The following is a 12,895-nucleotide window of genomic DNA, read 5'->3' as shown; positions in this document are numbered from 1 at the left end:
CGGCTTATTCCTCGCGCAGGGTCTGGATCATGTAGTTGACGTCAACGTCGTTGGCCAGCTTGTAGTGCTTGGTCAGCGGGTTGTAGGTCAGGCCGATGATGTCCTTGACGGTCAGGCCAGCCATGCGGCTCCACGCGCCGAGCTCGGAGGGGCGGATGAATTTCTTGAAGTCGTGGGTGCCGCGCGGCAGCAGCTTCATGATGTATTCGGCGCCGATGATCGCGAACAGATACGCCTTCGGGTTGCGGTTGATGGTCGAGAAGAACACCTGGCCGCCCGGCTTGACCATACGGAAACAGGCGCGGATCACCGACGATGGATCCGGCACGTGCTCGAGCATTTCCAGGCAGGTGACCACGTCAAACTGCTCGGGCATTTCCTCGGCAAGGGCTTCGGCGGTGATCTGCCGGTATTCGACGCTGACCCCGGATTCCAGCTGATGCAGTTGTGCAACCGCCAGCGGCGCTTCGCCCATGTCGATGCCCATCACGGTGGCGCCGCGCTGAGCCATGGCTTCGCTGAGGATGCCGCCGCCGCAACCGACGTCGAGGACTTTCTTGCCGGCCAGATTGACTCGTTCGTCGATCCAGTTGACCCGCAGCGGGTTGATGTCGTGCAGCGGCTTGAATTCGCTTTCACGGTCCCACCAGCGATGGGCAAGGGCCTCGAATTTGGCGATTTCGGCGTGGTCGACGTTGCTCATGTTAAATCCTCTAAAACTTGAAAAAGGCTGTAGCCGCGGATATTGCGCCGCGGTGTTTACGATTCGGTGTGGCCGCTGATGCGCTGGCCCCAGTGGCGGGCGGTCTCGCCCAGCTGTTGTTCGTCCATGCGGGTCAGGCGCCGGTCGTCGAGCAGTTGCTTGCCGGCAACCCACAGGTGTTTCACGCAATCACGCCCGGTGGCATAAATCAGCTGCGACACCGGGTCATACACCGGTTGCTGCGCCAGACCGGACAGGTCGAAAGCGACGATGTCTGCGGCTTTGCCGATCTCCAGCGATCCGACCTGCGCCTCGATCCCCAGCGCACGGGCGCCATTGAGGGTGGCCATGCGCAAGGCGCGATGGGCGTCCAGCGCGGTGGCAGAGCCGGCGACGGCTTTGGCCAGCAGGGCGGCGGTGCGGGTTTCGCCGAGCAGATCCAGATCATTGTTGCTCGCCGCGCCATCGGTGCCGACGGCGACGTTCACCCCAGCCTGCCACAAACGCTCGACCGGGCAGAAGCCGCTGGCCAGTTTGAGGTTGGATTCCGGGCAGTGGATCACGCTGCTGTTGCTTTCTACCAGCAGCGCGAGGTCTTCATCGCTGATCTGGGTCATGTGCACCGCCTGGAAGCGCGGGCCGAGCAGGCCAAGGCGGCCCAGGCGCGTCAGTGGCCGTTCGCCGGTCTGCTCGACGGCCTGCTGGACTTCGAACGCGGTTTCATGCACATGCATGTGGATCGAGGCGTCAAGCTCCTCGGCGATCACCCTGATTTTCTCCAGGTTCTCATCACCGACGGTGTAGGGTGCGTGAGGGCCGAAAGTAATCTTGATGCGTTCGTGATGCTTGAGATCCCCGAACAATTCGACGCCCTGACGAATGGCTTCGTCGGCACTGCTGGCGCCGGGGATCGGGAAATCGAGGATCGGAATGGCGATCTGCGCGCGGATACCGCTGTTGTGTACGCGCTCGCTGGCGACTTTCGGGAAGAAATACATGTCAGAGAAGCAGGTGATGCCGCCCTTGATCTGCTCGGCGATGGCCAGATCGGTGCCGTCGCGGACGAAATCCTCATCGACCCATTTGCCTTCGGCCGGCCAGATGTGGTTTTCCAGCCAGGTCATCAGCGGCAGATCGTCAGCCAGGCCACGGAACAGTGTCATCGCCGCGTGGCCGTGGGCATTGATCAGTCCCGGCGCCAACAGAACATCCGGCAGTTCACGGATTTCTGTCGCGTTACACTTCAACGCTTCGGCGCGCGGGCCGATAAACACGATGCAACCGTCACGGATGCCCAGGCCGTGCTCCTTGAGCACCACGCCTGCGGGTTCGACGGGGACCAGCCAGGTCGGCAGCAATAACAGGTCGAGCGCAATGGCAGGTTTCGGCATCGAGGGTCGGTTCCAGTGCTTTTGTAAAGGATGGCGAAGTATACCCGAGCGTCTTCGCGGGGGGATCGCTATAATCGGCGGCTTTTGTTCATGAGTGCGGGGTGTGGGATGCGCGATCGACTGTTGGCTGCGGAGAAAGTGAAGGCCATCGATTGGCGTGATGGCGCGCTGCACCTGCTGGATCAGCGTATTTTGCCGTTCGAGGAAAACTGGATCGCCTACACCAGCGCCGCCGGCGTGGCCGAAGCGATTCGCTCGATGGTCGTGCGTGGCGCACCGGCCATCGGCATCAGTGCGGCTTATGGCATCGTCCTCGCGGCGCGGGCGCGGATTGCCGAGGGCGGCGACTGGTACACGGCACTGGAAGAGGATTTCGCGCTGTTGGCAGATTCGCGTCCGACCGCGGTCAATCTGTTCTGGGCGCTGGGCCGCATGCACGATCGCCTGGATCGCCTGAAAAGCAACGCCGATCCGCTGGCGGCGCTGGAAGCCGAAGCTATCGCCATTCATGAAAGCGACCGCGAGGCCAACCTGACCATGGCGCAGCTTGGCGTCGATCTGATTCGCAAGCATCAGGGCAACGCTCAAGCCATCCTGACCCACTGCAACACCGGCGCGCTGGCCACCGGCGGGTTCGGTACTGCGCTGGGGGTGATCCGCGCTGCTTATATAGAAGGCATGGTCGAGCGCGTTTACGCCGACGAAACCCGGCCGTGGCTGCAAGGCTCGCGCCTGACCGCGTGGGAACTGGCCAACGAAGGCATCCCAGTGACCCTGAACGCCGACTCCGCCGCCGCGCACATCATGAAAACCAAAGGCGTGACCTGGGTGATCGTCGGCGCTGACCGCATCACCGCCAATGGCGACGTGGCGAACAAGATCGGCACCTATCAACTGGCGGTCAACGCCATGCACCACGGCGTGCGCTTCATGGTGGTGGCGCCGAGTTCGACCATCGACATGAACCTCGCCAGCGGCGATGACATCCCGATCGAAGAGCGTGATGGCGCCGAACTGCTCGAAGTTGGCGGTAAACGCGTCGGTGCCGATGTTGAAGCGTTCAACCCGGTGTTTGATGTCACCCCGGCGGATCTGATCGATGCGATCGTCACAGAGAAAGGCATCGTCGAACGCCCGGACACCGCGAAAATGGCCCTGCTGATGTGTCGCAAGCGCCTGCATTGACAGGCTTTGGTGTTGTGTTGAGCCATTCGCGAGCAGGTTTTGTGAACGCCACTGACCTGTGTGGGAGCGAGCCTGCTCGCGAAGAGGTCGGTAATGTCAATAAACATCGCTAATTCAGACCCCGATTTCACATTCAACCAAGCTCTGAGCCTCTCTCGTCCCCCTCAAGCCTGTCATCGGTCAACTAACTATGCTCCATGCGCATCTGGGGGATAGGTGCGTGGCGGCCTTTGTGATAACATCCGGCGTTTTCCGAGGCGGCTCCACGGAGCTGTCTTTACTGCGCAAATCCGCGATCCAATGTTGATTTGTCGTAAGTCGGCGCATGGCACTCGGCCGGCCCCGACGAGCTTCGTTGCTCCCACATGGATATGACGAAGTTTCACCAGAAAAAGGAATCAGGCTTCTCATGGGCGAACTGGCCAAAGAAATCCTCCCGGTCAATATCGAAGACGAGCTGAAACAGTCCTACCTCGACTACGCAATGAGCGTGATCGTCGGCCGTGCACTGCCGGATGCGCGCGATGGCCTCAAGCCCGTGCACCGTCGCGTACTGTTCGCGATGAGCGAGCTGGGCAACGACTACAACAAGCCGTACAAGAAATCTGCCCGTGTCGTCGGCGACGTGATCGGTAAGTATCACCCGCACGGTGACACTGCCGTATACGACACCATCGTTCGTATGGCCCAGCCTTTCTCCCTGCGCTACCTGCTGGTCGACGGCCAGGGCAACTTCGGGTCGGTCGACGGCGACAACGCTGCGGCCATGCGATACACCGAAGTGCGCATGACCAAGCTGGCGCACGAGCTGCTGGCTGACCTGCACAAGGAAACCGTAGACTGGGTGCCGAACTACGACGGCACCGAACTGATCCCGGCGGTCATGCCGACCCGCGTACCGAACCTGCTGGTCAACGGTTCCAGCGGTATCGCCGTGGGCATGGCGACCAACATTCCGCCGCACAACCTCGGTGAAGTCATCGACGGTTGCCTGGCCCTCATCGACAATCCCGAGCTGACCGTCGATGAGCTGATGCAATACATTCCCGGTCCGGACTTCCCGACGGCCGCGATCATCAACGGTCGTGCCGGCATCATCGAAGCCTACCGCACCGGTCGCGGGCGCATTTACATGCGTGCCCGCTCGATCATCGAAGACATCGACAAGGTCGGTGGCCGTCAGCAGATCGTCATCACCGAGCTGCCTTACCAGCTGAACAAGGCGCGTCTGATCGAGAAGATCGCCGAGCTGGTCAAAGAGAAGAAGCTCGAGGGCATCACCGAGCTGCGCGACGAGTCCGACAAGGACGGTATGCGTGTCGTGATCGAACTGCGTCGCGGCGAAGTGCCTGAGGTGATCCTCAACAACCTCTACGCCCAGACCCAGCTGCAATCGGTATTCGGCATCAACATCGTCGCGCTGATCGACGGCCGCCCGCGCATCCTCAACCTCAAGGATCTGCTGGAAGCCTTCGTCCGTCACCGTCGCGAAGTGGTCACCCGTCGTACCGTGTTCGAACTGCGCAAGGCGCGCGAGCGTGGGCACATTCTCGAAGGCCAGGCCGTTGCCCTGTCGAACATCGACCCGGTGATCGCCCTGATCAAGGCTTCGCCAACGCCGTCGGAAGCCAAGGAAGCGCTGATCAGCACGCCTTGGGAATCTTCCGCCGTGGTGGCGATGGTTGAACGCGCCGGTGCCGATTCGTGCCGTCCGGAAAACCTTGATCCGCAATACGGCCTGCGCGAAGGCAAGTACTTCCTCTCGCCAGAACAGGCGCAAGCGATCCTCGAACTGCGCCTGCACCGTCTGACCGGTCTGGAGCACGAGAAGCTGCTGGCCGAGTACCAGGAGATCCTCAACCAGATCGGCGAGCTGATCCGCATCCTCAACAGCGCTGTGCGCCTGATGGAAGTGATCCGCGAAGAACTGGAAGTGATCCGCGCCGAATACGGCGATGTGCGCCGCACCGAAATTCTCGATGCCCGTCTCGACCTGACCCTGGGTGACATGATCCCGGAAGAAGAGCGCGTCGTGACCATTTCCCACGGTGGCTACGCCAAGACCCAGCCGCTGGCTGCGTATCAGGCTCAGCGTCGTGGCGGCAAAGGCAAATCGGCTACCGGCGTCAAGGACGAGGACTACATCGCTCACCTGCTGGTCGCCAACAGCCACACCACGCTGCTGCTGTTCTCCAGCAAGGGCAAGGTGTACTGGCTCAAGACCTACGAGATTCCGGAAGCATCCCGCGCGGCCCGTGGTCGTCCGCTGGTCAACCTGTTGCCGCTGGATGACGGTGAATACATCACCACCATGCTGCCGGTCGAGGAATACACCGAAGGTCACTACATCTTCATGGCCACCGCCAACGGCACCGTGAAGAAGACCCCGCTGGAATCCTTCAGCCGTCAGCGCAGCGTCGGTCTGATCGCGCTGGAGCTGGACGAAGGCGACGTGCTGATCTCTGCGGCCATCACCGATGGCGAGCGCGAAGTGATGCTGTTCTCCGACGGCGGCAAGGTCACCCGTTTCAAAGAGTCCGACGTGCGTGCCATGGGCCGTACCGCTCGCGGCGTACGCGGCATGCGTCTGCCGGAAGGGCAGAAGCTGATTTCCATGCTGATCCCGGAAGAAGGCAGCCAGATCCTCACCGCTTCCGAGCGTGGTTATGGCAAGCGCACCGCGATCACCGAGTTCCCTGAGTACAAGCGTGGCGGTCAGGGCGTGATCGCCATGGTCAGCAACGAGCGTAACGGCCGTCTGGTCGGCGCGGTACAGGTGCTCGACGGCGAAGAAATCATGCTGATCTCCGATCAGGGCACCCTGGTACGTACCCGTGTCGGCGAAGTGTCGAGCCTGGGCCGTAATACTCAGGGCGTGACGCTGATCAAGCTGGCCAAGGATGAAACCCTGGTCGGGCTGGAGCGGGTTCAGGAACCTTCGGAAATCGAAGGCGAAGAGCTCGAAGGTGAAGAGGGCGAGGAAATCGCAGGCAGCGTCGGAATCGACGAAGCGGGTGAAGACCAGCAACTCGACGCCGCAGCTGACGAAGAACCGCAGGAATAAGCGGACAAACGAGGGGGCGGATGAGAATTCGCCCCCTTGTTATTTGTCCGGTATGAATTTTCGACATCATGGAGATCCCCTGTGGGAGCGAGCCTGCTCGCGAAAGCAGGCGCTGCGGTACCTCTGAAGCACCGCGGTGATGCATTCGCGAGCAGGCTCGCTCCCACAGGGCCATGTTGATCGGTAGTGTGATTTATTGCGTGATACCACCAAATCAGAGCGAGATTGGATGTGAGCAAGCGAGCCTATAACTTCTGCGCCGGTCCGGCGGCGCTGCCTGAAGCTGTCCTGCAGCGCGCCCAGGGTGAACTCCTTGATTGGCACGGCAAGGGTCTGTCGGTCATGGAAATGAGCCATCGCAGCGATGAGTTCGTGTCCATTGCCACCCAGGCCGAGCAGGATCTGCGTGACCTGCTGAATATCCCGTCGAACTACAAAGTGCTGTTTCTGCAGGGCGGCGCCAGTCAGCAGTTTGCGCAGATCCCGCTGAACCTGTTGCCTGAAGGCGGCTCGGCCGACTACATCGACACCGGTATCTGGTCGCAGAAAGCCATCGAAGAAGCCTCGCGCTATGGCCACGTCAACATTGCTGCCACTGCCAAGCCTTACGACTATTTCGCCATCCCCGGCCAGAACGAGTGGAATCTGTCGAAAGATGCCGCGTACGTTCACTACGCGCCGAACGAAACCATCGGTGGTCTGGAATTCCAGTGGATCCCGCAAACCGGTGACGTGCCACTGGTTGCCGACATGTCTTCCGACATCCTCTCGCGCCCGGTCGATATTTCGCGTTTCGGCATGATCTACGCCGGCGCGCAGAAGAACATCGGCCCGAGCGGCATCGTCGTCAACATCATCCGCGAAGACTTGCTCGGCAAGGCCCGCTCGCTGTGCCCGACCATGCTCAACTACAAGGTCGCGGCCGATAACGGCTCGATGTACAACACCCCGCCGACGCTGGCCTGGTACCTGTCCGGTCTGGTGTTCCAATGGCTGAAAGAGCAGGGCGGCGTCGAAGCGATCGCCGGGCTCAACGACGTCAAGCAGCGCACCCTGTACGACTTCATCGACGCCAGTGGCCTCTACAGCAACCCGATCAACAAGTCGGATCGCTCGTGGATGAACGTACCGTTCCGTCTGGCTGATGATCGTCTGGACAAGCCGTTCCTCGCCGGTGCCGACGAGCGCGGCCTGCTCAATCTCAAGGGCCACCGCTCGGTGGGCGGCATGCGCGCCTCCATCTACAACGCCGTCGACATCACCGCGGTCAACGCGCTGGTGGCGTACATGGCGGAATTCGAGAAGGAACACGGCTGATGTCCGAGCAAGAACTCAAGGCACTGCGCGTTCGCATCGACGCTCTGGACACCAAAGTCCTCGAGCTGATCAGTGAGCGTGCGCGTTGCGCCCAGGAAGTCGCCCGCGTGAAGATGGCCTCGCTGGCCGAAGGCGAAGTGCCGGTGTTCTATCGTCCCGAGCGCGAAGCTCAGGTGCTCAAGCGCGTGATGGAGCGCAACCAGGGGCCACTGGGCAACGAAGAGATGGCGCGGTTGTTCCGCGAAATCATGTCGTCGTGCCTGGCGCTGGAGCAGCCACTGAAAGTGGCTTACCTCGGTCCTGAGGGCACTTTCACCCAAGCGGCAGCGATGAAACACTTCGGCCACGCGGTGATCAGCAAGCCGATGGCGGCGATCGACGAAGTGTTCCGTGAAGTCGCCGCCGGTGCGGTGAATTTCGGCGTGGTGCCGGTGGAAAACTCCACCGAAGGCGCGGTCAATCACACGCTGGACAGCTTCCTCGAGCACGACATGGTGATCTGTGGCGAAGTCGAGTTGCGCATCCACCATCATCTGCTGGTCGGCGAAAATACCAAGACCGACAGTATCAGCCGCATCTACTCCCACGCGCAGTCGCTGGCTCAGTGCCGCAAGTGGCTGGACGCGCATTACCCGAATGTCGAACGCGTCGCGGTGTCGAGCAACGCCGAAGCGGCCAAACGGGTCAAGGGTGAGTGGAATTCGGCAGCGATCGCTGGCGACATGGCGGCAGGGCTGTATGGCCTGACGCGTCTGGCCGAGAAGATCGAAGATCGCCCGGACAACTCGACCCGCTTCCTGATGATCGGTAACCAGGAAGTGCCGCCGACCGGCGACGACAAGACCTCGATCATTGTGTCGATGAGCAACAAGCCCGGCGCGCTCCATGAGCTGCTGGTGCCGTTCCACGACAATGGCATCGACCTGACCCGCATCGAAACCCGTCCGTCGCGCAGCGGCAAATGGACCTACGTGTTCTTCATCGACTTTGTCGGCCACCACCGTGATCCGTTGATCAAAGGTGTGCTGGAAAAGATCAGTCAGGAAGCAGTAGCACTCAAAGTGCTGGGTTCCTACCCGAAAGCAGTTCTCTAAGGGGCGGTAGCAAATGAGTGGCAACTTCCTCGCTCTGGCACAGCCGGGCGTGCAACAACTTTCGCCGTACGTTCCGGGCAAGCCTGTGGACGAACTGGCGCGCGAGCTGGATCTGGATCCGGCAAAAATCGTCAAACTGGCGAGCAACGAAAACCCATTGGGCGCCAGCCCGAAGGCATTGGCGGCGATCCGCGAAGAGCTGGCCGAGCTGACCCGCTACCCGGACGGTAATGGTTTCGCCCTGAAGTCGCTGCTCGCCGAACAGTGCCGCGTCGAGCTGAATCAGGTCACGCTGGGCAATGGCTCCAACGACATTCTTGAGCTGGTTGCGCGTGCCTATCTGGCGCCGGGCCTGAATGCGGTGTTCAGTGAGCACGCCTTCGCGGTGTATCCGATCGCTACCCAAGCTGTCGGTGCGCAGGCCAAAGTCGTTCCAGCCAAAGACTGGGGTCATGACCTGCCGGCGATGCTTGCGGCCATCGATGCCAACACCCGCGTGGTGTTCATCGCCAACCCGAACAACCCGACCGGTACCTGGTTCGGCGCCGAAGCGCTGGACGAATTCCTGCAGGACGTTCCCGAGCATGTGCTGGTAGTCCTCGACGAGGCTTACATCGAGTACGCCGAAGGCAGCGATTTGCCGGACGGTCTCGACTTCCTCGCGGCGTACCCGAACCTGCTGGTGTCGCGCACCTTCTCCAAGGCCTATGGTCTGGCCGCGCTGCGCGTCGGTTATGGCTTGTCGACGCCTGTGGTGGCAGACGTGCTGAACCGCGTTCGCCAGCCGTTCAATGTCAACAGCCTCGCCTTGGCGGCGGCCTGTGCGGCATTGAAAGATGATGAATATCTGGCGCAAAGCCGTCAGCTCAACGAAGCCGGCATGCAGCAGTTGCAGGCGGGTTTCCGTGAGCTGGGACTGAGCTGGATCGAGTCCAAAGGCAACTTCATCTGTGTCGATCTCGGCCAGGTCGCGGCGCCGATTTTCCAGGGCTTGCTGCGCGAAGGCGTGATCGTGCGTCCGGTGGCCAATTACGGCATGCCGAACCACCTGCGGGTGACCATCGGTCTGCCGGCCGAAAACAGCCGTTTCCTCGAGGCGCTGCGCAAGGTTCTGGCTCGTGGGTGATGTCACTGCGCTGCAACCTGCTGCACCTATGATCGGTCGCCTTGTGGTGGTCGGTCTTGGGTTGATCGGTGGTTCGTTTGCCAAGGGTTTGCGTGAAAGCGGCCTGTGCCGTGAGGTGGTTGGTGTTGATCTCGACCCGCAATCGCGCAAGCTCGCGGTCGAATTGGGTGTGGTCGATCGCTGCGAAGACGACTTGGCGGCGGCTTGCGTCGGTGCCGATGTGATTCAGCTGGCGGTGCCGATTCTGGCCATGGAAAAACTGCTCGCGCGTCTGGCTGTCATGGATCTGGGGCAGGCGATTCTTACGGATGTCGGCAGTGCCAAAGGCAACGTGGTGCGCGCGGCGACCGAAGCGTTCGGCGGCATGCCTGCGCGTTTCGTCCCGGGGCACCCTATTGCCGGTTCCGAGCAGAGCGGGGTGGAAGCTTCGAATGCCGAGCTGTTCCGTCGGCACAAGGTGATCCTGACGCCGCTCGAGCAGACCGATCCTGCCGCACTGGCGCTGGTTGATCGGCTCTGGCGCGAACTGGGCGCCGATGTCGAGCACATGCAGGTCGAGCGTCACGACGAAGTGCTGGCCGCGACCAGCCATCTGCCGCACCTGCTGGCCTTCGGTCTGGTCGATTCGTTGGCCAAGCGCAATGAAAATCTGGAGATCTTCCGTTACGCTGCCGGTGGTTTTCGCGATTTCACAAGAATCGCCGGAAGCGACCCGGTGATGTGGCACGACATCTTCCTCGCCAACCGCGAGGCTGTCCTGCGCACACTCGATACATTTCGCAGCGACCTCGACGCCTTGCGCGACGCGGTCGATGCAGGGGATGGGCACCAATTGTTGGGCGTTTTCACGCGCGCCCGGGTTGCCCGCGAGCATTTCAGTAAAATCCTGGCCCGCAGGGCCTATGTGGACGCTATGAATTCCAACGATCTGATCTTCCTGGCTCAACCTGGTGGCCGCCTGTCCGGTCGGATTCGCGTACCGGGTGACAAATCGATTTCCCACCGTTCGATCATGCTCGGCTCGCTGGCCGAAGGCGTCACCGAAGTCGAAGGCTTCCTTGAGGGCGAAGACGCCCTGGCGACCTTGCAGGCATTCCGCGACATGGGCGTGGTCATCGAAGGCCCGCACCACGGCCGCGTTACCATCCACGGTGTCGGCCTGCACGGCCTGAAACCTGCGCCGGGCCCGATCTATCTGGGCAACTCTGGCACCTCGATGCGTCTGCTCTCTGGCCTGCTGGCGGCGCAGAACTTCGACAGCACCTTGACCGGCGACGCTTCGCTGTCCAAGCGTCCGATGAATCGCGTGGCTAATCCTTTGCGAGAAATGGGCGCCGTGATCGAAACCGCTGCCGAAGGTCGTCCACCGATGACCATTCGCGGTGGCCATAAGCTCAAGGGCCTGACCTACACCATGCCGATGGCGAGTGCCCAGGTGAAATCCTGCCTGCTGCTTGCCGGTCTCTATGCTGAAGGCAAGACCACGGTGACCGAGCCAGCACCGACCCGCGATCACACCGAACGCATGCTGCGTGGCTTCGGCTACCCGGTCAGCGTCGACGGCGCCACGGCTTCGGTCGAGTCCGGCGGCAAGCTCACCGCGACTCACATCGAAGTGCCGGGCGATATCTCTTCGTCGGCGTTCTTCCTCGTCGCGGCCTCGATCGCCGAGGGCTCCGAGCTGGTGCTCGAGCACGTCGGCATCAACCCGACCCGTACTGGTGTGATCGATATCCTGCGTCTGATGGGTGCCGATATCACTCTGGAAAACCAGCGTGAAGTGGGCGGCGAGCCAGTGGCTGACTTGCGCGTGCGGGCAGCTAAACTCAAAGGTATCGAGATTCCGGAGGAACTGGTGCCGCTGGCCATCGACGAATTCCCGGTCCTGTTCATCGCTGCTGCATGCGCCGAAGGGCGGACCGTGCTGACCGGCGCCGAAGAGCTGCGAGTCAAGGAATCCGACCGGATTCAGGTCATGGCGGACGGCTTGCTGGCGCTGGGCGTCAAGTGCGAACCGACCCCGGACGGCATCATCATCGACGGCGGCCAGATCGGCGGCGGTGAAGTGCACGGTCACGGCGACCACCGTATCGCCATGGCCTTCAGCGTTGCCTCGTTGCGCGCTACCGCACCGATCCGCATCCATGATTGCGCCAACGTCGCGACCTCGTTCCCCAACTTCCTCGCTCTGTGCGGGCAAGTCGGCATTCGTGTGGCACAAGAGGCTCAGTCGTGAAAAACATTGCACCGGTCATCACCATCGATGGGCCAAGCGGCTCCGGCAAAGGCACGGTCGCCGGGATTCTGGCCAAGCGTCTGGGCTGGAACCTGCTGGATTCCGGTGCGCTTTATCGCTTGCTCGCGTTTGCTGCGCATAACCATGGCGTCGACCTGACCAATGAAGAGCTGCTGAAGACATTGGCCGCTCATCTGGATGTGCAGTTCATCGCCGCGACCGAAGGTCAGCTGCAGCGGATCATTCTCGAAGGCGACGAAGTCAGCGATGTCATTCGCACCGAAAGCGTCGGTTCCGGGGCCTCGCAAGTGGCTGCGCTGCCCGCCGTACGCGAGGCGCTGCTGCAGCGCCAGCGTGCGTTTCAGGAAGCGCCGGGTCTGGTGGCGGACGGTCGCGACATGGGCACGGTGGTATTTCCGGGTGCACCGCTGAAGATTTTCCTCACCGCCAGTGCCGAGGAGCGGGCGCGCCGTCGATATTTGCAGTTGAAGGGCAAAGTCGAGGGTGTTAGTCTGTCGAGTCTGCTAGATGAGATCCGTGCACGCGATGAGCGTGACACCCAGCGCGCAGTAGCCCCGCTCAAGCCGGCGGCCGACGCGATTCAGCTGGATTCAACGGAGCTTTCCATCGATCAGGTGCTTGAACGCATCATGAGCGAGATCGCCATTCGCGATATCGCCGGGTGACCAAGAAGGCCGCAGGGGACCAGTCATAGTCCTGCGGTGCTTCTTTTAAATGAAACTAACCCACACCGTCTGGGGTGTGGAGATGGGCGTTTA

General features: G+C 61.6%; 9 protein-coding genes. 7 read left to right on the top strand and 2 right to left on the bottom strand.

Features of this window, described 5'->3' with window-relative positions; genetic code table 11:
• Positions 1-4 precede the first annotated feature (4 nt).
• Both ubiG and AB4N73_RS13740 read right to left on the bottom strand, forming a co-directional pair.
• Complete coding sequence (gene ubiG, locus AB4N73_RS13745) at positions 5-703, bottom strand: bifunctional 2-polyprenyl-6-hydroxyphenol methylase/3-demethylubiquinol 3-O-methyltransferase UbiG (RefSeq protein ID WP_007908399.1); 699 nt, start codon at positions 701-703, stop codon at positions 5-7.
• A gap of 56 nt (positions 704-759) precedes the next feature.
• On the bottom strand, positions 760-2,094 hold the full coding sequence (locus AB4N73_RS13740) for a TRZ/ATZ family hydrolase (protein ID WP_460142196.1): 1,335 nt from the start codon (positions 2,092-2,094) through the stop codon (positions 760-762).
• 108 nt (positions 2,095-2,202) lie between these two features.
• Between AB4N73_RS13740 and mtnA the strand changes: the two genes are divergently transcribed.
• The 7 genes from mtnA (at position 2,203) to cmk (ending at position 12,802) form a co-directional block, all read left to right on the top strand.
• Positions 2,203-3,279: an S-methyl-5-thioribose-1-phosphate isomerase gene (mtnA, locus tag AB4N73_RS13735; RefSeq protein ID WP_258707045.1), complete on the top strand. Its 1,077-nt coding sequence runs from the start codon at positions 2,203-2,205 to the stop codon at positions 3,277-3,279.
• Positions 3,280-3,688: 409 nt separating this feature from the next.
• The gene (gyrA, locus tag AB4N73_RS13730; protein ID WP_122611473.1) at positions 3,689-6,343 is read left to right on the top strand and encodes a DNA gyrase subunit A; all 2,655 of its coding nucleotides are present in this window, start codon (positions 3,689-3,691) and stop codon (positions 6,341-6,343) included.
• Positions 6,344-6,574: 231 nt separating this feature from the next.
• Positions 6,575-7,660: a 3-phosphoserine/phosphohydroxythreonine transaminase gene (serC, locus tag AB4N73_RS13725; protein ID WP_460142195.1), complete on the top strand. Its 1,086-nt coding sequence runs from the start codon at positions 6,575-6,577 to the stop codon at positions 7,658-7,660.
• Positions 7,660-8,754 carry a prephenate dehydratase gene (pheA, locus tag AB4N73_RS13720; RefSeq protein ID WP_016770924.1) on the top strand — a complete coding sequence of 365 codons (1,095 nt, stop codon included), beginning with the start codon at positions 7,660-7,662 and terminating at the stop codon, positions 8,752-8,754. The genes serC and pheA overlap by 1 nt, the downstream gene beginning before the upstream one ends.
• Before the next feature lie 13 nt (positions 8,755-8,767).
• Entirely contained in the window at positions 8,768-9,880 is a 1,113-nt protein-coding gene (hisC, locus tag AB4N73_RS13715; RefSeq protein ID WP_252878672.1) for a histidinol-phosphate transaminase, read from the top strand.
• Between the two features lie 28 nt (positions 9,881-9,908).
• Positions 9,909-12,116 carry a bifunctional prephenate dehydrogenase/3-phosphoshikimate 1-carboxyvinyltransferase gene (locus AB4N73_RS13710; RefSeq protein WP_423664164.1) on the top strand — a complete coding sequence of 736 codons (2,208 nt, stop codon included), beginning with the start codon at positions 9,909-9,911 and terminating at the stop codon, positions 12,114-12,116.
• The gene (gene cmk / locus AB4N73_RS13705; protein WP_056788351.1) at positions 12,113-12,802 is read left to right on the top strand and encodes a (d)CMP kinase; all 690 of its coding nucleotides are present in this window, start codon (positions 12,113-12,115) and stop codon (positions 12,800-12,802) included. Before AB4N73_RS13710 ends, cmk begins: the two co-directional genes overlap by 4 nt.
• Positions 12,803-12,895 lie beyond the last annotated feature (93 nt).

It is taken from the genome of Pseudomonas sp. S3_B08, from assembly GCF_054667725.1.
This window is presented reverse-complemented; position numbering and strand designations above follow the sequence as displayed.